The organism is Streptomyces sp. NPDC029044, from assembly GCF_040637495.1.
Taxonomy (GTDB): domain Bacteria; phylum Actinomycetota; class Actinomycetes; order Streptomycetales; family Streptomycetaceae; genus Streptomyces.
In genome coordinates this window covers 1-22710 of the sequence record NZ_JBEZWN010000059.1, presented here as the reverse complement: position 1 = coordinate 22710, position 22710 = coordinate 1, and the positions used below count along the sequence as shown (strand labels likewise).

Here is a 22710-nt window from a genome sequence, read left to right as displayed (position 1 = left end):
GGAGATCGAAGGAGAACCTAGGAGAAATCCTGAGGTCAGAGCCTTTACAACCTAGGACGCGGCGCTAAAGCGGGAACACGCCCGGAAACGTTCTAGTTGTTGCGCTCGGCCGTTTCCCGGATCGTGAGGTCCAAGACGAAGGACCGCAGTCTTATATTGTAGATAGCGCTGAGTCGCATAGCCTGGTCATGCAAAGTCCGACGCAGCTCTGCGACTGTCTGTTTTCTGATAGAAGCCGGGCGCCTCCTGTATTTGTCCGGGGCTGTCCACTGCGACGCGGGGAAGTAGAGCGTGAGATACAGGCCATGTCCCGTCTCCACGCTGGCAACATAGTCGTTAGCGAGCTGGTGTTCCATGGCGGTGCTTAGTTGGGGGTGCCAGTTCCCTTTGACTTCGATGATCACCGAAGCAATTGGGGGATTTGGGCGTTCGGAGCGTCCAGGCTGAGGCTGTGATGATGCGGGGATCTGGAGAAGGAGATCGATTCGGTCGCCGGTTCCCCCGATATTGCGGTTTATCTGCACCTCGCGATTGATGAGGATTCCCTGGTCGGTGAGCTTGCGGCGAAGGAGGTCGGCCAAGTAGTCCGAGATGAGATTTTCGTCCTTGGGGAAGCGCAGGCGCTGCCGAGCGCCCTTGCTGCCCTGGGCTTCGCCCGGCACCTCGTTCCACAAGATCGCGGCTGGGTGAGTTCCCTGTGTGAGGTCATTCTGCAGGGCCGCGAAGGTTTCGATGACGAGGTCTGTGAGGTCATCTCCGTCCTGGATGAGGCGTGTGCGGGGGTCTCGAATGAGGGCGGCCAGCTCTTGCGGTGTGGGGCGCTTCCAGGACTTCTCCCGATGCGTCCGCTCGGATTCCCGTACCAGCGCAGCAAGTGCCTTGCTGTGCGGTTGTGTAGCCGACAGGCGCACCAAGAGCTGAACTGCTTCTGCGGTCCCTCTGGCTGCCAGGCGTTCCAGGGTGGTGTCCCGGTGCTGCCGAGCTCGCTCTTCGGATGTGATCCAGCCAGATGTTGGCTCGATGGGGAGTGTAGGGAAAGGATGCTGAGCGACCAGCAGACCGGCAAGTTCCGCCAGGTATGAAGTGGGCAGTCCGATGAGCCATGCCGACCCCGCACGATCGAAGAGATGGGCGATGATGAGATTCAGCCCGCTGTCGTCGGCACGTATTCTCGCTGCTACGCAGGGCCAGTATATCTCCGGTGCTTCGTTGAGAAGCACGGCCATGAGTGCGGCGTGAAGTCTGGAAACGGGGGTGGGTGGACCCTCGAATAGTGCCTCGCTGACAGCTTTGAGTGATCTGGTCCGTGCAGCTGGCTCGGAGTGCGCCAGAAGCATGCGAAGGACAGTGGTGACCGAGTACTCGACGTTTCGCTGCCTGTCGTTGTCGCAGTGCCCCTCTGCCTGGAACGCCAACCGAATAATTCCGGCCAAGGAATTGGATAGTTGGTCCTCCAGGTGCTGCGTCCACATGTGCTGGGCCAGCGCTGCCTCGATGCATGGGCTGCCGTCCCGAAGACAAGTGCGGATCAGGTGCAGGTAGGTGTCGCTCAGTTCCTGGTGCGCATGAGTTCGGGCGTGCCTGAGCAGGTCAGCTTGGCGCTCTGTCCCGTCCGTCCCACCGAGACCGGCAGGGAAGGCGAGAACAAGGGGTGCCCATCGCCGCCACGTCTGAGGAGAGATGGATGTGGGACCGCTTGGGTGTCGCGAATGCAAGTCGAGTGCAAGGTAACCGGCCCATGCCGGCCAGTAGATGGTGTCCGTGCCGATCCATTCAGGGGAAGGCTCAACGGTGGTGAGATAGTGCACGGCAGCGGTCCTCAACCGGTCGTCGGCACCTGCGGGAAGGACGCGGACGCCGGGTAGGGCAAGAATGTCGTGGCCGATGTCCGTGCCGGCCCGACCCGTGTCGGGGTGGAATCGCAGCTGAGTGCACAGACGCCAGAAGCTGTCGGTCATCCCTGCCTCAGCGTCCTTCAGCAAGTCGGCTGTGCTTTGGACGTACTCTTCATAGCCGTCCCAGGTACGAGGGGCCGGCTTTCTCGCAGCGCGCGTCAGGTAGCTCTCACGCTCAGCCTCAGCACGCGGGCTGTCCAAGGGCACCGCCTCAAGATGCCAGGCGAAGACTTCCTTCCACACCCGGGTCCCTTCTCGGGCCCAAGCCGCCTCCTGAGCTTCCGAGTCCTGCGATGACCAGATCCACCTGATGACTGACCATGCCCGCGGTGCCGCCTCCAGACTCAGGCCGGCTTCCAGGTCCAGGAGCCAACTGAGGTCTTCTCCGTCAAGCAGATGGTCGCGTTCGTCATCCAGCAGTGGTCCAGGCTGGGTGCGTTGTCGGTGCAACTGGTACGCGGAGCGTCGGCTCCACCCCTGTACCAGCAGGTATCCGTCCTCATCATCCTGCGCCAAACTGATAAGTTCTGCCGCCAGAAGGCGTCGGAGAGCCCGAGCCTGGTCCGCGGTAGGGGAGTTGAGAGGAACGCACAGAGGCGCAGGAACCGACAGCGATGGATACAACTTCAAGGCCCGATGCAGCCAACGCGCAACTGCGGGAATGCGCTCGACTGCCGCCGGACCGTCGAGGCACCGGTCGAGGAGTCCTTGCGTCATTTCGTCCGCGCGTGCCCATCCCGCCCAAGCCCGTGTTACCGATCCCGACGAGCTACCGATCAGAGTCTCGCCAGCCCACTCCAGCACCGGGATCACATCGTCTTCGGCCAGTTGATCGGGCAGCGCGGAGCAGAACCGGGCGTACTCGCCACTGTAGTTCTTCCTTCGAGGCGAAGTGAGGGCGGTGAGCATTTCGCTGACCGTAAGGCAATTGGGCCAGCAGGCTTGCAGGACCGCACCGCGCAGCCCGTCGTTGGGATCCCGCTCTGGGTGATCCATGAGTTCACGCAGGACGGGCTTCATTTGCGGGCCGGTGGCCAGCGGGTCGAGGGAAGCAGCTACGTTCACCGCCAGTCGCCGGATGTCTGCGGTCCGTCGCGTATCGAGGGCTAGCCGAATCACCTCAGGCAGAAGGGCCGACTGCTCATTCTGAGCAGCCAGAATCAGGGCGAGCTCGGCCTCCTCGTCGGAATATCGGGAGGAAGATTCGGCAGCGTGTTGCTGATCGGCGAACTGAGACTTGAGAGCCGTTCGAAGCTGGTGCGTCAGTCTCGGGTGGTCGAGTCGATACCGGTGGCGGTTCCACCATGGTTCTGCGTGGAGGTTGCCGTCACGAGCCAGGCGCAGCAGCCGTTCGACGATCAAGTGGTGGCAGTTAGAGTCGTCAATGTATGCGCTGTAGGAGGCGATAGCTTCGGTGTCTGCCTCGATGAGCCACGGTGCGAGGCCCGGTCGGAGCGCGATCAGCCAGGCAGCCGTTTCCCGCAAATCACTGCGGATACCGGGAGAGCCGATCTCGCCGCGCTGGATGAACAGTCCGCGCAGCTGAGCGTCAGGCAGGTGATGATCCGCCAGGTAACGGGCAGCCAGGTATGCAGCGATGGAAGCATGTGCGACGCCTACGACACCGGGGCCGTTACTGACGAACAGTGGGCTGCTGAGCACACTCTCCACCAGCAATGGGTCCAATGTAAATGCTCCTTGGGGCGCGCTTTCCACGGCGCCGATCAAGTCATCGATGGCAATGTGGTGATCGTCCGTGAACGGCCGACGGGTGGTGTCGACAGCCGATGCTCCGGTCAGCAGGCTGTAGCAGGCCAGCCGGGCGGCCACCATGAACCGCTGCTCGTGACTGCCCGCCAGCTCAACCTGATTCCGGTTGTCACCTTGCCCCATTACCATGAGCGGAAGGGCACGGCCGTAGAGCTCAACCCGGCGGGCTGGAAGGCGCCGCTCCGCCAGATACAGGTTGAGGAGCAAGGACAAGGTCAGAGGCGTCCGGGCCAGAGTGCCCGCCCCCGATTCGGCTACTGCCGTGCGAAAGCGTTCCGGATCCAGACCATGTGACAACGCTGCCTGGTCGAGGTCAAGGCGTCTCAGCGGGGCAAGCACGTGCGCGTGACTGATTCCGAAGGCTTTCTTCACGGCCCGACGCATCGCATCGGTGTATGCCATGCTTCGGCAACCGATGAGTACCTGGAGCTGTGTGCAGTCGAAGTACTCGGAAAGGTCGGTCAGCCAGCCGGTGATCTCCTTGGGCCTGGCCTTGCACTCGTCCACACCGTCCAGTACCAGCAGCACTCGCCCGGAAGGCCGCGGGCCGGGAACTGGCCCCACGCCTGCAACCGGCGTGCGCTGGAGAAGATGGCTCAGGGCGGGAGACGCCTTCCGGATCAGATCCTCCCAGGTCCTCACCTCGCCGAGGTCTACCCAGCGATGGGCCACGATGGGGCCGGTCGCTGACCGGGCAGAGTGGGCGTCCACGACCGTCTGGAGAGCATAGGTCTTGCCCGCTCCGGCTTCGCCTAGAAGCACTGCAGACTCGGTGCACGCATCGAGGAGAGGGATGAGCCCAGGCGATAGCCCTTCGGAGAGGGGGCCTCTCCAGCGATCGATCAGGAAGCCGTCTTCGTCAAGGCGCGGAAAGTCGCCCTCCACAGTGCAATAACGGTCCAGCTGCACACGCCGCTCCCTCGGGCCATGACCTACTCCCCAGAAGGCTAGGCCCGACCAGTGACAGTCGTCCTCCCGTACAGGCCGCAGGGCGTTGTCTTGCTGAGGGGCCATCGCTTTGCATAGCGGCCAGTGGGCTTGCCTGGACGCCAAGAGGCGGCAGTTGTGCGCGGTGTCGTGGGCGTCGGTCTGACTGCTGGCGTAGGTTCCGGATGATCCGACGGGCCCCGGTGAGACGGGTGTCCAAGCCATCGGTCACCGCGAGCGCCCCGTACACGCCATGTCCTGCCGCTCCTCCCAGTCCCGCTCGGCGGCCTGTAGCAACATCACGGTGGCGGCGACGATGACGTCGTGCGCGTTGCCGGTGAGCTACACCTGGTACTGGCCGGGCGCTACAGGCCAGTCGTACCGGCTGATGTCCCATCCCGACATGGAGTGAAGGCAGTCGGCACGACGCCAGTCATTGCCGCCGGCGCTTGCCGGTTGCCCCAGTCGTGTGGGCAATGAACTCTGCCCTCCCCTCTCCCGTGGCTGTACCGTCCGACATACGATGGGCAGTGGCGATGAAGCAGCGCAGCCGCAGGTCGGCGAGACTCTCGATGAAGTACCGGTCGGAGAGTGACGATCCCGGTGGGTGTGCGAGCTTCGCGCTCATCCACTCCACCAGGGTGGATCCTGCCCCGCGAGCGGTCCGGGGCCGGTCGAGGTGGGCCTGATCCTCCCGGCCGCCGGTTGCCCGCGTCCAGGTTTGGTCGAGCGCGGTTCGGACCTGACGCAAGGCGTCGAGTTCGTCCATGCTTGCGTGGACGAGGCGATCCAGTCGCTCCTCGGGCGACGTCTCTTCCCGGCGCGCCATCTGGGATGCGTGGTTGATGGCGGCCATTTCCCAGACCGGGAAGGGGTCGTTGCTCTCTACATCCGAGTCCAGGGCCAGCGCCGCTTCCAGGTCGGCCATGAAGGCGAGGTCGTCTTCGGGTAATTCCGGCAGGTTGAGGCCGGTGAGTACTCCAAGAAGGCGCTCGTCGACTTCCGCCCGGGGTGCGCGGGAGAGTTCGGGAACGCGACGCAGGTTGATGCGCATCTGCCGGATGGCCCTTCCTCCTCGTTCGAGATCGAGGCGGGCTTCGGCCTCAGCTTCTTCGTATTGCGGCGTTAGCTCGCCTCGCCACTCCTGAGGCACGGATGCCGCGACTTTCGCGACCTCGTCTTCCTGGGAGAACCGGCTGGTGAAGTAGACACGGGCCAGCGCGAGTTTGAGCGCGGACTCAGGTACGGGAGCGCCATCGAAGAATGCCATCAGGGCGAGGTCGTCCACACCGCGGCGTGGGCCGGCATGTCGGGCCAGTGAGAGCACCAGTTCCTCGGTACCGGGCGGGTACTCCGTCCTGGTGCCGGCCCGGCCCATGTAGTCGACCCGGGGGCGGGGGAGGAGGCCATGCTGTCGCCAGCGTTCGAGCCGGGTGGCGCTGACCGGGTGACCGGCGGCGGCTGCCGCGTTCATCAGATGCTGATCGGCGCGGCTTGGTGCGGTTCGTGGCATGAGGGAACGCTACGGATCCAGGCGGGGTACTTACTCGGCGGAACACGCGGGGGTCTAGTAGCCCGGCATCGCGGATCAGCCTGAAGGGCACCTGAGCATTGCTGGGCGGCGCAGCGCGCCTCGCCGACGGGGCGGTACGAGGCGCGGCGTCCGCGACGGTGACGCACACGTCGATGTGGACTGCTTGGCGCGCGGGGGCCGCGTGCAGTGATCGGGGACTGACTACGGATTGTGACTCCAGCTGGGCGGTGTCCTGACTGCTGCGGGTTGATAGATCCCGCGTCTACCGCCCGAACCAGCACGCTCCAGTTCCGGTGCTGGTTCCGTGCTGGCTCACAGGCCGTCGAAAAGGAAAAGCCGCACGTCCTAGCCCCGATCGAATGAGTTGTCGTACCACTCGATGGTGGTGCCGATGAGGCTGGCGGCGACGATGCGTTTGAGGCTGGCGGGGGGTGGGGGAGCGGTCGCGGGGGTGGACATCGGCACCACTTCCTGCTGTTCGGCGGGGACGTTTGTGTGTCGCCATACCGTAGGAACGTGCAGGTCAGAGGCGTATGTGGTGGGGCACCATAGTTCTGCGTACGGAGGTGCGTGTGACCACCATGTCTGCGTCGCCGACGCCCCTACGAGAGCTCCGGTCGAGCCCGCGAGAGCGCTGTCCGAGTTGCACTGCTCGGGCAGGATCTGGAGGTGGGGTGCTGACTCCCATGCTGGTTTGGTGCTGACTAAAAGCCCATGTCATCACCCGTTCTCACCTCTCCCGTGCTGACTTGGTGCTGCCTACGCTGCGTCGAACTCGGTCATGTGGGGCCGACCGGGCAGCAGCCGTTGCTTGGTCCTGCATGAAGCTGAGGCACGGGAGCGTGGGGATCAGGTCTGAGGTGAACGGAATGGTGGGCCTGTGCATTTCAGGCGCGGCCGCCGGTCACCGTGCGGGAACCTCGTCACGGGCATGGCGCGCGGGGCGTCACGGGAGGCTGTCAGGTGGTTGGGCGGGCAGGACCGAGGTGTCTCCGCGGAGGGAGGCGTCGAGCAGTCAAGGAATACCCGGACATCAAGATCGGGCTGTCCGAGGGCGGCACCGGCTGGATCCCCTACTTCCTGGACCGCTTGGACCGCACCTACGAGATGCACGCCACCTGGACGCTCCAGGACTTCGGCGGGAAGCAGCCCTCGGAGATCTTCCGCGAGCACTTCCTGACCTGCTTCATCAGCGACCCGATCGCAGTGAAGCTCCGTCACGACATCGGCATCGACAACATCTGCTGGGAGGCCGACTATCCGGTCTCAGCCTTGCCGCTCACGGGCTCGGAGTCGACCACAGGGCTCGACAAGTCCACCCCGTGACCGTGGACGGCCACAAGGCGCCCAGTGGAACCGTCGTCGCCGGCCGCACCTCGTCGAAGTACAGTCCGCTGCCATGGATCGGCGGTGACACGTCCGTCGTGAAGTGCCCGGACCTCAAGGCGGTGGCCGGCGCGAAGGTGATCTGCTCCGCCAAGGACGACGACGGCAAGGACCTCTCCATCCCCGTCACCGTCGTCAAGGCCGACGCCACCAGCATCACTTGGAAGTTCGAGCGTGTCCGACCACGGGTGATCAGCGACCGGGATGGAGGCCGAGCCATCCCGGGGAGGGAGCTCCCGTGACCTCACCGACGTAGAGAGCGAGCTGCTGCCTGAAGCGCTCGACGAGGTCCCGGTCGGCCATGAAGTCCTCGAAGCCGTCCAGGTGGGCGTTGCGGTACTCCCATACGGGGCGGTAACCCTCGTGCGGCTGGACGTCCGTGCGCACCGACCACATGTAGAAGTCGGACTGCGTCCGCTTCGACAGCCACCAGTTCAGATACAGCTTCGCAGCGGCGGGATGCCTGGCGTGCCTGAAGATGGCGGCGCGCTGGGCCCAGGCCATGAACGGGTCGTGCTTCGGGAGGACGAAGCGGGTCTTCACACCCGCCGCCGGGATCAGCATGCCGTCCGTGCCCAGCGCGAGGGCCGCGCGGCCCGCCTCGACCCGGTCCGCGGGTTCCTGCGTACCCCGCACCCAGGCCACGTCCTGGGCGACGAACCGCCGCAGCCACTCCCAGCCGTACTTGTCGACGATGAGGCTGTACAGGTACAGCACCGCGTCGTCGTCGTTCGGGTATGTCGAGACGATCTTCCCCTTCCACCGCGGGTCGAGGAGGTCCCGTGCCGAGGCGGGAGCCGTTGCACCGGCCTTGTCGACGTTGTAGACGGTGGAGAAGGCGTCGACGAAGATGCCGGTCCACGCGCCGTCGGGATCCTTGAACGCCGAGTGGACGCGGGAGAAACCGGCCGGCTTGTAGGGGAGCAGAGCCCCTACGCGCTTCCAGCGGGGGAAGTCCTGCAGGGTCTGCAGCTGTACGACGTCCGGGACCAGGGTGCCGGTGGCGAGCTGGTTGTCGATACGGGCGTCGTGGAACTTGCTGTAGTCCACGACGATGTTCAGGGTGACACCGGGAAACGCCTTTTCGAAGGCGGCCTTGTTGGCGTCCTGTTGGGTGGCCGTGTCGCCGCCCGCATAGACGGTAAGGGTCCCGCCCTCCGCCTTCGCCTCGCGGTACAGCTGGTTGAGGCTCTTGGTCTCCTCGCCGGGACTCGCGGCGTACCCCGTACCGGCGCCCAGCGCGGCCCCGGCGACCGTGAGTGAACCCGCGGCGAGTATCTGACGTCGTCCGACCGGCATGGTCGTTCTCCCCTTCACTGTGGTGCTGCCGTGTGATCGGCGGGAAGGGGCCAGATACCTTCCTGCGCAGGGTTACGGCAGCTGTATCGTCAGGTTTATGGATGAGCTACTGAATGACGAGGCGGTGGTCCTGTACGGCGACATACTGCGGCTGACGGACGTGATCGGTGGCCGGTCCGAGCGCACCATGCGCGAGGCCTCCGGGCTGGCCGGTTCCGAGTTCGAGGTGCTCCTGCGCCTGGCCAGGCACCCGCAGAACCGGACCACGAGCGCCCGCTTGGCCGAGGACCTGTCGTTCACCTCCGGCGGGCTGACCCGGCTCATCGCCCGCATGGAGGAGGCCGGGCTGCTCGCGCGGCACCCTCACCCCGACGACCGCCGGGCCGCACTCCTGGAAGCCACCCCGAAAGGTCGTGAACGACTGGGACGCGCCCTCGCCGCGCACATTCCGCAGGTCACCGCAGACCTCATGGAGCCGCTCACCCCGGTCGAGCGTCTGATCCTGCGCGAGCTGGTGAACAAGCTGATGGCCCACTCCTCCCGGGGCGCCGTGCAGAGCCCCAGCACAGGTACTCGCGGTAGATGATCTGAGACCGAAGGGGTGGCAGGCCGGGGACGCAGCTCAGTAGGCGACGGTGATACGACGGCGGACGGCCTGGTTCTTCTCCAGTTCGTCGGCCAGGGCGACGGCGTAGTCCTCGGCGCTGATGAAGCTGCGGCCGTTCGCGTCGAAGAGGAGCTCGTCGCCGCCGAGCTGGAACCGGGCCGTACGGTCGCCGGGGGCGATCTCGTCCGCCGGGGAGACGTACGTCCAGTCCAGGTCGGTCACCTCGGAGCGCAGCAGTCGCAGGACCTCACGCTGGGCGAGTGACTCGTCCTTGTAGACGGCGGGGAAATCGGCGGTGTCGACGCGGTCCGCACCCGATGCGGTCTTGAGACTGCCGGCACCGCCCACCACGACAAGTCGCGGTACGCCCGCGGTGCGCAGCCCTTCGATCAAGGAGCGGTACGTCGCCAGCAGCGGTGCGGACGGGTCGGAGCCGTCGCGGGGTGGGGAGACGGCCGAGATCACGGCGTCGTGACCGGCCGCGGCCTCGGCCACCTGGGCGGGCACCGTGGCGTCGAGGGCGAGGGCCGTCAGCGCGGGATCCCGGGGCAGGGCGTCCGTACGGCCCGAGCGAGTCCCGGCGGTGACTTGGTGACCGCGGCGCAGCGCTTCCGCTGCTATGCGGGAGCCGATCATGCCGGTCGCGCCGACGAGGAGAATCTTCACAGGTGACTCCGTTCGTGCTGGTTTCGGATGTGTGGGTGCCGTCAGCGCTGGATATCGAAGGTGATCCGGGCCCGCTCGACCGTTTCCTGCAGGACGCGCACCTCGCCAACGGCGTTCCGGTACCTGCCGGTCCCGCCCGTGATGGCGAACCGCTCGTCGAAGACGGGCCTCGAAGAGGCGAGCCTGGCTGTTCCAGCCGTGGTGATCTTGCCGCCCGGTAGTTCGTAGACGAAGGTCAGCAGCTCGGCAGTGCGCGGCTTGGCGTCGGTGGAGACGCCCACGAAGCTGCTGGTGCCCAGCTCGCGGCCGTCGTTGCCGGTGAGACGGCCGGTCCCGATCAGCTGGTCGCCGAGGGCCGAGTCCGCCGGGGCGACGTCGACCATGTTGATCGCGGTGCCCGTTTCGACGGCCTCGATGGTCGTGCGGTGTCTCGGCGACGCGGGGGCGGCGTCCGCCGCAGCGGGCGCCAGGGACAGGCCGAGGCTGAGGGCTCCGGCCGTGGCGGCGGCGACGCCGAATGCGGGGAGGAGACGCTTGCGCATGATCGGGCTCCGTATCCGTTGTCCCAGAAATAGCTGCCGACGCAGCTAATATAGCTGCTTCCGCAGATATTGCAACGGCAGCTTCTTCTGCTGTCGGCTTTCTGGCATCCTCATGAGATGAACGAGCAACTGCTGAACGACGACGACGTGACGCTCTACGGACTGTTCGTGGAAGCGTTCGCTCGCCTCAGGCCCCTCGTGCACCACGACCTGGGGGTCCCGGACACCTGGTTCGAGGTGCTGCTGCGGCTGGGACGCACCCCCGGGCACGGGCTGCGCATGACGGACCTGGCGGAGGCCGTGTCCTTCAGTTCGGGCGGCTTCACCCGGCTCGCCGACCGCATGGTGCAGGAGGGGCTGATCCGACGCGATCCGGACCCTGCCGACCGACGAGCCGCCCTCGCCGTACTGACCGACAAGGGCTCCGAGGCACTCGATCGAGCCTTGACCGCCCATGTATCCCATCTCCGCAGTCACGTCACCGGACCACTCTCGGCGGAGGACCGTCGTCACCTGGAGCGCATCCTGCGTGTGCTCCGCGGCGCGAACGAGTGAGTTCCGCGGGTGGCGGCGAGGAACGCCGGCGGTCTGCGCGTGCCGGAGTCGACGTCTGCGGGTGCCGGATCGGGTCATCCCGCACCCGCCTGACGCACGACGGCCGGTGCCTTCCCGGGCGCAGAGCACCACGAGCGTGCGACGAACCACAACTGCGGCGGACATCGCCTGTTTCCTCGCGGACCCAGCGGACGCCCTGCCCATTCGGCCGACGTCGGCGCGGTTCTCACTCGGAAGAGGCGGCCGTTCGGCCGATCCGACCGGGCCCGCAGGGTGCTTACGGTGACGCCGTGGTGGTGCAGCCGCGAGCGTGTCTCCTGGGGCGCCCGGTCGAGCCGACGAGGTCAGCGCTTTCGACGGCCTGACCACTGGAACCTGCACGCTCCCTGGTGCCTCTGCACGACCGGGGACCGCCCGACCCGGTGTGCCGCAAACCTGTTCACCGGCTTGCCGCCCCTGGTCCCGACACCTCCTACCACCACTGTCTACAGACCCGCCCCACGGGACGAGTACGCGATGCGACGCAGAAGGTTCGTGCTGTGCGTCGTGCTCGCGGCCTGCCTGACCGGGTGCGGTGCGGTGGACGACGGCCCCCGTGACGAGGGCCCGGCTCCCACGGGGATCGCGTGGACGGGGCAGGTGTACATGGAGGACTGGGGGGCCAGCCACGGGCGGCAGGCCCAAGGGGGCTGCCGTACCAGCGCGTGTGGTCCGACGTCGGACACGTCAGGTGCGACCTGTCGCCCCGGCAGGCGTCCGGGGGCACGCGCCGTAAACCCGGACGCCTGCCGGAGCCCTGGGCGTTGGCGCGGCGTTCGGCGCCGCGCTGACCGACGCGCTCGTCAAGCGCCCCCCGACAACGACTTGCTGATCTCCGCCCGGACAGGGGCGAAGGTCGCCACGGTGATGAGGGGCGGTGGTAAGCCCTTCCTCGGCCATCTCGCGCCGCGCCGGGCCCGGTGCGATGCGTGCGGGTGCGGGTGCGGGTGCGGGTGCGGGTGCCTCTGCCCGATCGGTGAGCGCTGTGCGGCCGCTCCTATCGCTCCCGAACCATCCCGGACTCCCACGCCCAGGCGGCGATCTCGACCCGGTTGCGGGCGTCGATCTTCTGCTGGATGTTGGCCAGGTGCGTCTTGACGGTGGACAGGGACACCACCAGCTGCGCGCAGATCTCCTGGTTGGTGCGGCCCACCGCGACCAGCCGGGCCACGTCCAGTTCGCGTTCGGTCAGCGGGGAGGCGGCGGACGGCTCGTCCCGGGTGGCGGACAGGTGCTTCAGCAGCCGGACGGTGACGGCGGGGGAGACCAGAGCGTCGCCGCGGGCGGCGGCTCGCACCGCCTCGATCAGCAGACCGGGCGGGGCGTCCTTGAGCAGGAAGCCGCACGCCCCGTTGCGCAGCGCGGTGTGCACGTAGTCGTCCTGGTCGAAGGTGGTGATCACCACGACTTTCATCGGGCTGTGGACTCCGGGGCCAGCCAGGGCGCGGGTGACGTCCAGGCCGTCCAGTTTCGGCATCCGGATGTCCACCAGGGAGACATCCGGGCGCATTCGGCGGGCGAGTTCCACGCAGGCGGCGCCGTCGGCGGCCTCGCCGACCACCTCGATGCCGGGCTGGGCGTCGAGGATCAGCCGGAAGCCCATGCGGACCAGTTCCTGGTCGTCCGCGATCAGTACGCGGATCGCTGTGTCGTTCACGCCGGTGATCCTGCCACGGCGGCCAGCACGGGGAAGGTGGCGGTCACCCGCCAGCCGCCGTCGTCGGTGGGGGCGGCGGTCAGCGTGCCTTCCACCGCTTCGACGCGTTCGCGCAGGCCGACCAGTCCGAAGCCGCCGCGTCCGCCGACCGGGCCGGGGCGGCCTGCGGCCGGTGCCGTGTTGTGCACCTCGACCCGCAGCCGGGCCCCGTCCGTGTCGACCCGTACGGCCACTACGGCGCCGGGCGCGTGCCGGCGGACATTGGTCAGGGCCTCCTGCACGACTCGGTGCACGGAGGTCTCCACCTCGGGGGCGAGACGCGCCTCGCGGGCCGCCGCGGCGACCTGCAACTGGACGTCCGCTTCGTCTTCGGAGAACGCCGAGACCAGGCGGGCGAGTTCCGCCCACACCTCGCCGGGCCGGACGTCCGCATGGTCGTCCTCGCGCAGCACCCGCACCAGGCGGCGCATCGAGTCCAGCGTCTCCGATCCGGACCGGGTGATGTTCTCCAGTAGCGGCCCGACCTGTTCCGGTGCGGTGTGCTGGAGGGTCAGCGCGGCATTGGCCTGGACGATGATGCCGGTGACGTGGTGGGCGACGAAGTCGTGCAGGTCGTGGGCGAGTTCCAGGCGCTGGCGCTGGCGTACGGCGGCGATGTCGCGGGCCCGCTGTTCCTCCAGCAGCCGTGCCCGCAGACCCCAGGCGAGAGCCGTACCCGCGCCGAGCGTCATCAGCAGGCACCAGTTGATGGCGGTCTGGCTGTCGTTCTGGATGTCTCTCGGCAGCCAGCGCAGTGGGATCGCGATGGCCGCCACGGCCAGTGCGGCCGACACCGCTGCCGCGGTCCTCGGGCGCGGCACCGCCCACACCGCACGGGACAGCAGCACCAGCAGCGCGACGCCCTCCAGCACTCCCCAGGTACCGGCACCGTCCGGGCCCGCGAACACGACGATCCCAACCGTCAGGGCCAGCGAGCCGGCTGCGACGAGTAGGGCACGTACCTGCATCTTGGGCCCACGGTCGGGCCACAGCAGCGCCGCGCAGGCAAACGGGCCGGACACGATCGGCAGCCAGCTCGTCCAGCGGTAGTCGGGCTCCCGGCCGGCGAACACGTCCAGCAGCCCCAACAGGCCGAGGACGAGCCAGCCGACGGCGACCAGCGCCCGGCGGCGCAGCAAAGTCTCGGAGTACACGCTCGGCAGGATACGGAAGAGGCGATTCCCCGCGGACTCGGCCGAACGGCCGATGTCCGCCCCCCCCCCCCACAACCGGCCGTCCGGCCGAACCCGCCGGGGGCCGTGCGCCCCGATCGTGGACGGCATGCATCCGATGATCACCGCCCTTTGTGGGGAGCGCACCCGATGAACACCACCTCCGCCGTCCTGACCGGCACCGGCCTGTTCAAGTCCTACGGCCTGGCCCGCGCACTGGCCGGCGTCGACATCGACGTGACGTCCGACCAGTCGCTGGCCGTCATGGGACCGTCCGGCTCCGGCAAGTCCACTCTGCTGCACTGCCTGGCCGCCATCGAGCGGCCCGACTCCGGTGAGGTGCTCCTGGACGGCAAGCGGATCGACCAGCTCCGCGAACCGGCCCGCAGCGAGCTGCGCCGCACCGCGTTCGGCTTCGTCTTCCAGTCCGGCCAGCTGCTCCCGGAACTGCCCGCCGACGAGAACGTGGCTCTGCCGCTCATGCTCGGCGGCACGCCGCGCCGGGCGGCCGTCGAGCAGGCCCGGCAGTGGTTCGGCCCTCTGGGCCTCACGGGCCTGGAGGACAGGCGTCCCGGGCAGCTGTCCGGAGGTCAGGCGCAGCGGGTGGCCATCGCACGGGCCCTGGTGGGGAGCCCGAAGGTGATCTTCGCCGATGAGCCGACCGGCGCGCTGGACCAGGCCACCGGCATGGAGGTGATCCGCTTGCTGGTGGAGGTCAGCCGCAGCCAGGGCGCCGCCCTGGTGGTGGTCACCCACGATGCGAACGTGGCCCGCTGGTGCGACCGCACGGTGGAGGTCCGCGACGGTCGACTGGCCACAGATCGAGCTGCGGCTCAGACCGGCACCGAGGCGACGGCGGGGTACCGGCGATGAGGGCACTGGACCGCACCACCTGGGCTCTGACCTGGCGGCTGACCCGGGCGGGCGGCCGCACCGGTCTGCTCGCCACCGGCCTCGCGGTCGCGGCGGCGGCCGTGTCCACCACCCTGCTCCTGCTGTGCGTCGCGATGAACCTGGGCTTCCAGCACCGCGCGGACCGCACCGACTGGCGCACACCGGTGAAGTCCTCCCATCCGGTGGCCGTCCAGGCGGTCGGGACCACGTTCACCCGGGGTGAGCCGGTCACCGTCGTGGACGTCGCACGGCTGTCCGGACGCCCCGCGCCCGCCCCGCCCGGCCTCGACCGCTTCCCCGCCCCCGGCGAACTGTGGGTCTCCCCGGCGCTCGGCGTCCTGCTCGACCGGCTGCCCGACGGCCGCCACCCGGTCCCCGGCACGCCCGCCGGAACGCTGGGCCGAGCGGCACTGGCGCACCCCGGCGAACTCGTCGCGGTGATCGGACACCGCCCCACCGACCCGGCGGTCACCGCCGAGCGCGCTCCCGACCCCCGCCGGGTCGGCGACATCGCCACCCCCACCCGCGTCGCGTCCTTCACCGGCACGCCACTCACCGACGGCACAGGCGGCATGTACACGCTCCTGGCCCGGTTCTCCACCGTCCTCGTCATCGTTCCGCTGCTGGTGCTGGCGGCCTCCGCCGCGCGGCTGTCGGTGTCCCGCCGCGACCAGCGCCTGGCCGCGCTGCGCCTGATCGGTGCCACGCCGGGCCGTATCGCCGCAATGGCGGCCGCCGAAGCGCTGCTCACCGGGGCGGCGGGGGCGGTGCTCGGCGCCGTGGGATACGGGCTGCTGCTGCCGGTGGCGGCGAGCCTGCCGCTCGCGGGCGGCTCCTGGTTCATGAGCGACTTGTGGATCGGCGCACCGCCACTGCTGGCGGTGGTGGCCGGGGTGGTGGTGCTGGTCGTGGCCAGCGCGCTCGCCGGACTGCGTCAGGTGGTCGTCGGCCCGCTGGGCGTGGCACGGCGCTCCCGCAGTCGCGGGGCGAGCGCCGTGCGGGCGGTGGTCTTCGTGGCTGTCGTCGCCGCCTACGGCTGGATCACGAGGGAGTACGGCAGCGACGACGTCGTGGCGCTGTACGCGTTCGCCGCGCTCTTCCTGGCCCTGACCGTGATCGGGCCCTGGTTGGTCCGGCTGCTCGGCAGGATCGTCACCGCCCTGGCCAAGCGGCCGGCGACATTGCTGGCCGGGCGCAGGCTGTTGGACGATCCCAAGGCTGCCTGGCGGATCGTCTCCGGCCTCACCCTGGCCGGGTTCGTCGCCGGGTTCTTCGCCTTGCTCACCATGGACAGCACGCCCCCGTGGGGAGGGCGGCCCGACCAGCTCGCCATCGCCGCCCCGGCCGACAAGGTGACGCAGATGCGAACGCAGGCCGAACAGCGCCTGCACGCCGCCGGGGTGAGCGCCACGGTCGGCGTGGACGACGGCTTCGTGGCCACAGCCCCTTACGACAGTCGCCAGATCACCGCAACCGTTTCCGGCGGCCCGGCCGAACTGGACCGCGCCCGCACCGCGCTGACCGGCCTGACGCCGGACCAGTACCCGCTCACCACCATCGACGTGAACTGGTCCCAGGCGCAGTTCACCCGGGACTTCACCACCATCACGCGGGTGGTGCTCGTGGTGACGTTCACGGTCGCCATCACCTCGGCCGGGATCACGGCGGCCGCCGCCGTCCTGGACCGTCGACGCACCTACGCCCTGCTGCACCTGGCCGGAACCCCGCTGCGGGTCCTGGACGCCGCCCGCAGCCGGGAGACGCTGATCCCGGTCGCGGTGCTGGCGGGCGGTGCCGTCGCGACGGGGCTGCTGTGCGGGGGATCGATGACCTTGGCGGGCGGCGACGCGTCGTTCGACGGAGGCGGCCTGCTCGTTCTCGCGCTGTGCTGCGCCGCCGGCGTCGGCGGGATCCTGGCGGCCGGCGGCCTGAGCCGTCCCCTGCTGCGCTCGGTCACGCGGCACGCCGGGGTACGGGGAGAGTGAGCAGTGGGGGCTGAGGCCAACGGCCAGGCCCGGCCCCCGCGGCAGGGCATCGTGCCTCCGGCAGGGGGCGCATCGGTGCGGGCCGAGCCGGGCATGTTCGGGGTGTACGTCCGCCGGTTCGCCCTGCCGGAGGAACGACACCAGCCAGACGTACACCCCCACGCGAACCGCTCTGCCTGCTACTGACAGACGTACCAACGGCGGTGCTACATCCCCGCGTCGTCCCAAAACCGTCTGCTCGTTGTCCGGCGCCGGGTGCCGCACAGTGGACGCCGTACAGCACCCCTCCGGGCCGACGGCCCACGCTGTCCGCCGGGGTGGTGGTCGTGTCCCTGGACGCCCTTCCATCGGTACTGCCGGAGACCGCGGCCACGACGCCGCCCGGCGGGACAGCTGCACACGACCCGAGTCCGCCGCACAGCCGCTCGCGGTACCAGTGGCTACCGCCCCCGTCACAGCCCTTCTCCGCCGACCGAGAGAGTGACATGTCCATCGAACCCCCCGAGTCAACAGTCGCTCCACCCGAGGGTTCTCCCGGGGCGACTGCGTCCGACCCGTCCCGGCGCACGTTCATCGCGACCACCACCGCTGTCGGCGGCGCGGTCGTCGCTGGCGGCTTCATAGCGGGTCCGTCCGTGTTCGGCGCCGAGCCCGCGGACGCCGCCACGCCATCGCCCAGCAGCCGTGTCTCCCTCACCGTCAACGGCGAGCGCCGCACCGTCACGGTCGACAACCGGACCTCGCTCCTGGACCTGCTGCGCGAACACCTCGGCCTGACCGGCTCGAAGAAGGGCTGCAACGCCGGTGCCTGCGGCGCCTGCACCGTGCTGGTCGACGGCCGCCGGGTCAACTCCTGCCTGACGCTGGCGGTGCGGCTGGACGGCGCGGAGGTCACCACCATCGAGGGCCTGTCGAAGGGCGAACGGCTGCACCCGCTGCAGCAGGCGTTCATCGACCACGACGCCTTCCAGTGCGGTTACTGCACCTCAGGCCAGATCATGTCCGGCGTCGGCTGCATCAACGAGGGCCATACCGGCTCACCGGAGGAGATCCGGGAGTTCATGAGCGGGAACATCTGCCGCTGCGGCGCCTACGTGAAGATCGTGCAGGCGGTCGAGCAAGCCGCCGGCCGGAAGTGAGGACCGATGCATCCCTTTTCTTACACGAAGGCCGCGAGCACTCGGCAAGCTCTCGACGCGGGCCGTGACGGCGGCCGTTACATCGCCGGCGGCACCACACTCGTCGACCTGATGCGCGAGACCGTCGAACGCCCGGCCGCGATCGTCGACATCAGCGACCTGCCCCTGCGCGACATCATGGTCACCCGCCGCGGGGGCCTGCGCATCGGCGCGCTGGTGCGGATGTCCGAGGCCGCCGCCCACCGGGGCGTGCGCGCGCTGTATCCGGTCATCTCGCAGGCGTTGGAGCTGAGCGCGTCGGCGCAGCTGCGCAACATGGCGACCATCGGCGGCAACATCATGCAGCGCACCCGCTGCACGTACTTCCGTGATGTGACAGCCGCCTGCAACAAGCGTGAGCCGGGCTCGGGCTGCGCGGCCCTGCATGGCGTCAACCGCACCCATGCGATCCTCGGTACCTCCGACGACTGCGTGGCCACCCACCCCTCCGATGTCGCCGTGACGTTCGCGGCGCTGGAGGCCAGTGTGCATCTGCTGGGGCCGGCAGGGGAGCGGACCGTTCCCTTCGCCGACTTCCTGCTCCGTCCGGGCAGCACCCCGGGCCGCGAACAGTCCCTGCGCCAGGGCGAGTTGATCACGGCAGTCGAGATCCCGGCCCTTCCGCGCCCGCTGAGGTCGGGCTACCTGAAGGTGCGCGACCGGCAGTCCTACGAGTTCGCGCTGACCTCGGCGGCCGTCGCCCTGCACATCCGCGGCGGGGTGATCCGGGAGGCGAAGGTGGCCGCCGGGGGCGTGGGCACCGTGCCGTGGAAGCTGCCCGCCGTCGAAGACGCGCTCGTCGGCAAGCGGCCGTCGAACGCCCTGTGGACCAAGGCCGCCGAGCGGGCCGCGGACGGAGCCAGGCCCCTCCAGCACAACCGTTTCAAGGTCGAGTTGCTCACACGGACCGTGGAGCGCCAACTGCGTGTCGTAGGAGGTGGCAAGTGAGCCCGCAGCCGCAGTCAGCCGTCGGAGCGCCGTTGTCCCGGGTGGACGGTCGGCTGAAGGTGACCGGTCAGGCGAAGTACGCCGCCGACCACGACATCGACGGCGTGGTGCACGCTGTCGTCGTCGACAGCAGTATCGGCCGCGGCCGGATCACCGGCATCGACACGCGCGCCGCCGATGCCCAGCGCGGCGTCCTGGGGGTCATCAGCCACCTCGACAGGCCCAGGCTTGCCTACCGTCAGAACCAGGTCAGCAACGCCTTCCCGGGTGAGCGGCTGCACGTCTTCCACGACGACGCCGTCCGGTTCTTCGGCCAGCCGGTCGCCGTCGTGGTGGCCACCACGCTGGAGGCCGCGCAGCACGCCGCGAGCCTGGTGAAGGTCTCCTACGACGCCGAGAAGCCGTCGACCGACCTCATGCGCGGTCCGGCCCAGGAGGGTCCCGCGCCCTTCGCGCGGCCCTACGCACGGGGCAACGCCCAGGAAGCGCTGGGCACCGCGGACGTCCGGCTGGAGATGACCTACCGGCTCTCGCGCAACCACCACAATCCGATGGAGACGCACGCCACCATCGCCCGCTGGGACGGCGACAAACTCACCGTGTGGGACAAGACCCAGTGGGTGATCGGCACACAGAACGAACTCGCCGCGGTCTTCGGCATCCCGCTGGAGAACGTGCGTGTCCTCTCGCCCTTCATCGGCGGCGCGTTCGGCAGCGCCCTGAAGACATGGCCGCACGTCACCATCGCGGCGCTCGCCGCACGCGAGATCGGCCGACCGGTGAAGCTCGTGCTGACCCGCAGGCAGATGTACTTCACGGTGGGCTACCGGCCCGCCTACGAGTACAGACTGCGCGTGGGCAGCACCCGGCGCGGACGGCTGACCGCGATGACCCACGACTTCACGTACGAGACCTCCCGCTACGAGCAGTTCTGGGAGGCCAACCTGGCGCTCGGGCAGATGCTTTACGCAGTGCCCAACGTCAGCCAGAATCCCCAGATCGTGCCGCTGGACGTCAGCACCCCGCTGTGGATGCGCGGCCCCGGCTACGGCAGCTCCGCTTTCGTCATCGAGACCGCGATGGACGAACTCGCCTACAAGCTCGGTATCGACCCGATCGAGCTGAGGCTGCGCAACGAACCCGGTGAGGACCCGTCGACGCAGCAGCCCTTCTCCACGCGGCGGCTGCGCGAGTGCTTCCGCGTCGGCGCCCGCACCTTCGGCTGGCACCGGCGCAACCCCCGGCCGCGATCCCGGCGGGACGGCGACTGGCTCATCGGCACCGGCGTGGCCACCGGCTGCTACGACGTCTTCCGGGGACACGCGCAGGCCCACGCCAGGCTCGACGCGGACGGCACCGTGGTGGTCCAGTCCGCGACCCATGACACGGGCACGGGCACGTACACCTCCATGTCCCAGGTCGCCGCCGACGCCCTCGGCCTGGCCGTACGCAACGTCACCTTCCGGCTCGGCGACTCCGCCATGCCGCCGGCCCCGGCCCAGGGCGCCTCGCAGACCATGCTCAGCGTGGGATCCGCCGTTCAGGACACCTGCGACACACTGCGTGAGCAGGCCATCAAGCTCGCGGTGGAGGACGAGCGCTCACCGCTGCACGGCGTCGACGCCGACGATGTCGTCGTCCGCGGTGGCCGACTGCATGTGAAGGGCAACACCGCGCGCGGGGAGACCTACCGGCAGCTCCTGGCCCGCAACAACCGCACTCACCTGGAGGCGCGCGGGTCGTACACGCCGGAGGAGGAAAGCCGGTTCTCGATGTACGGCTACGCCGCGATGTTCGCCGAGGTCGCCGTCGACGCCCGGCTCGGTCTTGTCCGGGTGCGGCGGATGCTCGGCGTGTATGACGCCGGCCGGATCATCAGCCCCAAGCTCGCCGAGAGCCAGGCCCTCGGCGGCATGGTGGGCGGCATCGGCGCCGCCCTGCTGGAACACACGGTCACCGACCACCGCGACGGCCGCATCGTGAACGCCAACCTCGCCGACTACCTCGTCCCCGTCAACGCCGACATCCCCGACCTCAAAGCTGTCTACCTCGACGGGGAGGACTACAAGGCGGCCCCCATCGGCGTGAAGAGCCTCGGAGAACTCGTACAGATCGGCGTGGCACCCGCCATCGCCAACGCCGTCTTCCACGCCACCGGAAAACGTGTCCGCGAACTGCCCATCACCGCCGAAGCCCTGCTCTGAACCCCGGACGGCCGGGCCTCCTTCCCCCCGGCGGGCCCGCAGCCGTCCGGTCGGCCCGCCGCCGCGCCTCGATCCCCCCACATCGGCGCGGCGGCGGGTTCCCTCACCTCCCCCAGGAGACCACTCATGCTGAACATCGCGGACACGCTGTACCGCTGGTGCCGCGAGGCCCGTCCCTTCGCCCTCGCCACCGTCACCCAGGTCAGCGGCAGCGCACCCCTGCCGTCCGGCACCTCACTGGCCGTGGACGCCGACGGCGAAGCGGTCGGCAGCATCTCCGGAGGGTGCGTGGAAGGAGCCGTCTACGAGCTGTGCCAACAGGTGCTGACGTCCGGCGAGCCCCCGATACGGGCCTCGTTCGGCTACTCCGACGACGACGCCTTCGCCGTGGGCCTGACCTGCGGCGGTGAACTGGAGGTGCTGGTCCAGCGGATCGGTCCCGCTGACCAGCCGCACCTCACCACCGCCTTGGAAGAGGTATTGGCCGGTGTTCCCATCTCCGTGGCACAGGTGATCGACGGACCGCAGCGTCTTCTCGGCCGCACTCTGTCCGTCTTCGGGGGTGGCAGCACCTACGAGGGGACTCTTGGCAGCCAGCCGACGGACCGTTCGGTGGCCACGCGGCTCCGCGCCCTGCTGCGGGCAGGCAGATCCGGCCGCGTCGAGGTCGGTGGGGACGCCGACACCTGCCCGGAGAAGCTGACGCTCCTGGTTCACACCCAAGCGGCCCCGCCCCGCATGCTGATCTTCGGCGCCGTCGACTTCGCCGCCGCCCTCAGCCAGGCAGGGCGCTTCCTCGGCTACCGGGTCACCGTCTGCGACGCCCGCCCGGTGTTCGCCACCCGCGAGCGCTTCCCGCACGCCGACGAGGTCGTCGCCGACTGGCCGCACCGCTACCTGGCGGGCGCCGAGGTCGACGCCCGCACCGTGATCTGCGTCCTCACCCACGACGCCAAGTTCGACGTCCCCCTGCTCCGCACGGCCCTCGAACTCCCGGTCGGCTACATCGGCGCGATGGGGTCCCGACGCACCCACGAAGACCGTCTGGAACGTCTGCGTAAGACCGGCGTGCCCGCAGAGCTTCTCGCCCGCCTGCACTCACCTGTCGGCCTCGACCTCGGTGCTCAGACCCCCGAGGAGACGGCGATCTCCATCACTGCCGAGATCATCGCCCACACCCATGGGGGCACCGGCTTGCCCCTGTCCCGAGTCCCCGGCCCCATTCACCGTTCCGTCCCTGTCGCCCGGGTGTCGTCACCGGCCGCGCTCCTGACCGTATGAGGACCCAGCGCTCATCGACACCTACATCGAGGAGGTCCGCTTCACCGGCGGCGAGCCGCTGCTGCGCCCGGGCCTGGTCGGCATCGTCGAGCGCGTCGCCGCTCTGGACCCGCGCCCCCAGATGTCGCTGAC

General features: G+C 68.9%; 18 protein-coding genes and 1 pseudogene. 12 read left to right on the top strand and 7 right to left on the bottom strand.

Annotated features, from left to right (window positions below; all coding sequences use genetic code 11):
* Nucleotides 1-92: 92 nt before the first annotated feature.
* Complete coding sequence (locus AB0E85_RS31975; protein WP_361934588.1) at nucleotides 93-4574, bottom strand: NACHT domain-containing protein; 4482 nt, start codon at nucleotides 4572-4574, stop codon at nucleotides 93-95.
* 271 nt (nucleotides 4575-4845) lie between these two features.
* Here AB0E85_RS31975 and AB0E85_RS31970 point away from each other — a divergent pair, with 271 nt between their 5' ends.
* Nucleotides 4846-5004 carry a hypothetical protein gene (locus AB0E85_RS31970; RefSeq protein WP_361934585.1) on the top strand — a complete coding sequence of 53 codons (159 nt, stop codon included), beginning with the start codon at nucleotides 4846-4848 and terminating at the stop codon, nucleotides 5002-5004.
* 21 nt (nucleotides 5005-5025) lie between these two features.
* Here the strand turns inward: AB0E85_RS31970 and AB0E85_RS31965 are convergent, their stop codons facing one another.
* A complete protein-coding gene (locus AB0E85_RS31965) occupies nucleotides 5026-6105 on the bottom strand; it encodes a hypothetical protein (RefSeq protein ID WP_361934583.1) in 1080 nt (359 codons plus the stop codon).
* Nucleotides 6106-7215: 1110 nt separating this feature from the next.
* Here AB0E85_RS31965 and AB0E85_RS31960 point away from each other — a divergent pair.
* Entirely contained in the window at nucleotides 7216-7452 is a 237-nt protein-coding gene (locus AB0E85_RS31960; RefSeq protein ID WP_361934581.1) for a hypothetical protein, read from the top strand.
* A gap of 2 nt (nucleotides 7453-7454) precedes the next feature.
* Nucleotides 7455-7754, top strand: coding sequence for a hypothetical protein (locus tag AB0E85_RS31955; RefSeq protein WP_361934578.1), 300 nt, complete (start codon nucleotides 7455-7457; stop codon nucleotides 7752-7754).
* Here AB0E85_RS31955 and AB0E85_RS31950 read toward each other — a convergent pair.
* Nucleotides 7705-8811, bottom strand: coding sequence for an extracellular solute-binding protein (locus AB0E85_RS31950; protein WP_361934575.1), 1107 nt, complete (start codon nucleotides 8809-8811; stop codon nucleotides 7705-7707). The two genes, AB0E85_RS31955 and AB0E85_RS31950, sit on opposite strands and share 50 nt — an antisense overlap.
* A gap of 97 nt (nucleotides 8812-8908) precedes the next feature.
* On the opposite strand from AB0E85_RS31950, the gene AB0E85_RS31945 reads away from it, so the two are divergent.
* Nucleotides 8909-9397, top strand: a complete 489-nt coding sequence (locus AB0E85_RS31945) for a MarR family transcriptional regulator (RefSeq protein ID WP_361934572.1) — start codon at nucleotides 8909-8911, stop codon at nucleotides 9395-9397.
* A gap of 36 nt (nucleotides 9398-9433) precedes the next feature.
* Here AB0E85_RS31945 and AB0E85_RS31940 read toward each other — a convergent pair whose 3' ends face one another.
* Together AB0E85_RS31940 and AB0E85_RS31935 are read right to left on the bottom strand one after the other, a co-directional pair.
* Nucleotides 9434-10084, bottom strand: coding sequence for an NAD(P)-dependent oxidoreductase (locus AB0E85_RS31940; protein WP_361934569.1), 651 nt, complete (start codon nucleotides 10082-10084; stop codon nucleotides 9434-9436).
* Nucleotides 10085-10125: 41 nt separating this feature from the next.
* The gene (locus AB0E85_RS31935; protein WP_361934566.1) at nucleotides 10126-10626 is read right to left on the bottom strand and encodes a hypothetical protein; all 501 of its coding nucleotides are present in this window, start codon (nucleotides 10624-10626) and stop codon (nucleotides 10126-10128) included.
* Nucleotides 10627-10743: 117 nt separating this feature from the next.
* Here AB0E85_RS31935 and AB0E85_RS31930 point away from each other — a divergent pair, with 117 nt between their 5' ends.
* Complete coding sequence (locus tag AB0E85_RS31930; RefSeq protein ID WP_361934563.1) at nucleotides 10744-11181, top strand: MarR family transcriptional regulator; 438 nt, start codon at nucleotides 10744-10746, stop codon at nucleotides 11179-11181.
* Nucleotides 11182-12217: 1036 nt separating this feature from the next.
* On the opposite strand, the gene AB0E85_RS31925 is transcribed toward AB0E85_RS31930, so the two are convergent.
* Nucleotides 12218-12877: a response regulator transcription factor gene (locus AB0E85_RS31925; RefSeq protein WP_361934560.1), complete on the bottom strand. Its 660-nt coding sequence runs from the start codon at nucleotides 12875-12877 to the stop codon at nucleotides 12218-12220.
* Complete coding sequence (locus tag AB0E85_RS31920; protein WP_361934557.1) at nucleotides 12874-14070, bottom strand: histidine kinase; 1197 nt, start codon at nucleotides 14068-14070, stop codon at nucleotides 12874-12876. The genes AB0E85_RS31925 and AB0E85_RS31920 overlap by 4 nt, the downstream gene beginning before the upstream one ends.
* 168 nt (nucleotides 14071-14238) lie before the next feature.
* On the opposite strand from AB0E85_RS31920, the gene AB0E85_RS31915 reads away from it, so the two are divergent.
* The 7 genes and pseudogenes from AB0E85_RS31915 to AB0E85_RS31885 form a co-directional block, all read left to right on the top strand.
* Nucleotides 14239-14961: an ABC transporter ATP-binding protein gene (locus AB0E85_RS31915; protein ID WP_361934554.1), complete on the top strand. Its 723-nt coding sequence runs from the start codon at nucleotides 14239-14241 to the stop codon at nucleotides 14959-14961.
* Nucleotides 14958-16967 (top strand): FtsX-like permease family protein, encoded by a 2010-nt coding sequence (locus tag AB0E85_RS31910; protein WP_361934551.1) that lies wholly within the window; start codon nucleotides 14958-14960, stop codon nucleotides 16965-16967. Before AB0E85_RS31915 ends, AB0E85_RS31910 begins: the two co-directional genes overlap by 4 nt.
* A gap of 485 nt (nucleotides 16968-17452) precedes the next feature.
* Nucleotides 17453-18106 carry a (2Fe-2S)-binding protein gene (locus AB0E85_RS31905; protein ID WP_361934549.1) on the top strand — a complete coding sequence of 218 codons (654 nt, stop codon included), beginning with the start codon at nucleotides 17453-17455 and terminating at the stop codon, nucleotides 18104-18106.
* A 6-nt stretch (nucleotides 18107-18112) separates the two neighbouring features.
* Nucleotides 18113-19093, top strand: a complete 981-nt coding sequence (locus AB0E85_RS31900) for a xanthine dehydrogenase family protein subunit M (protein WP_361934547.1) — start codon at nucleotides 18113-18115, stop codon at nucleotides 19091-19093.
* Nucleotides 19090-21297, top strand: coding sequence for a xanthine dehydrogenase family protein molybdopterin-binding subunit (locus AB0E85_RS31895; protein WP_361934544.1), 2208 nt, complete (start codon nucleotides 19090-19092; stop codon nucleotides 21295-21297). Before AB0E85_RS31900 ends, AB0E85_RS31895 begins: the two co-directional genes overlap by 4 nt.
* Nucleotides 21298-21423: 126 nt before the next feature.
* Nucleotides 21424-22578, top strand: a complete 1155-nt coding sequence (locus AB0E85_RS31890) for an XdhC/CoxI family protein (RefSeq protein WP_361934541.1) — start codon at nucleotides 21424-21426, stop codon at nucleotides 22576-22578.
* Between the two features lie 25 nt (nucleotides 22579-22603).
* Nucleotides 22604-22710 (top strand): annotated as a pseudogene (locus AB0E85_RS31885) (GTP 3',8-cyclase MoaA); the annotation flags it as partial.

Excerpts from the sequence above, each read along its gene's own strand:
- AB0E85_RS31970 (WP_361934585.1), top strand. The coding sequence starts at position 4,846 with ATGTCCTGCCGCTCCTCCCAGTCCCGCTCGGCGGCCTGTAGCAACATC.
- AB0E85_RS31965 (WP_361934583.1), bottom strand. The coding sequence starts at position 6,105 with ATGCCACGAACCGCACCAAGCCGCGCCGATCAGCATCTGATGAACGCG.
- AB0E85_RS31950 (WP_361934575.1), bottom strand. The coding sequence starts at position 8,811 with ATGCCGGTCGGACGACGTCAGATACTCGCCGCGGGTTCACTCACGGTC.
- AB0E85_RS31945 (WP_361934572.1), top strand. The coding sequence starts at position 8,909 with ATGGATGAGCTACTGAATGACGAGGCGGTGGTCCTGTACGGCGACATA.
- AB0E85_RS31935 (WP_361934566.1), bottom strand. The coding sequence starts at position 10,626 with ATGCGCAAGCGTCTCCTCCCCGCATTCGGCGTCGCCGCCGCCACGGCC.
- AB0E85_RS31930 (WP_361934563.1), top strand. The coding sequence starts at position 10,744 with ATGAACGAGCAACTGCTGAACGACGACGACGTGACGCTCTACGGACTG.
- AB0E85_RS31915 (WP_361934554.1), top strand. The coding sequence starts at position 14,239 with ATGAACACCACCTCCGCCGTCCTGACCGGCACCGGCCTGTTCAAGTCC.
- AB0E85_RS31910 (WP_361934551.1), top strand. The coding sequence starts at position 14,958 with ATGAGGGCACTGGACCGCACCACCTGGGCTCTGACCTGGCGGCTGACC.
- AB0E85_RS31905 (WP_361934549.1), top strand. The coding sequence starts at position 17,453 with ATGTCCATCGAACCCCCCGAGTCAACAGTCGCTCCACCCGAGGGTTCT.
- AB0E85_RS31900 (WP_361934547.1), top strand. The coding sequence starts at position 18,113 with ATGCATCCCTTTTCTTACACGAAGGCCGCGAGCACTCGGCAAGCTCTC.
- AB0E85_RS31890 (WP_361934541.1), top strand. The coding sequence starts at position 21,424 with ATGCTGAACATCGCGGACACGCTGTACCGCTGGTGCCGCGAGGCCCGT.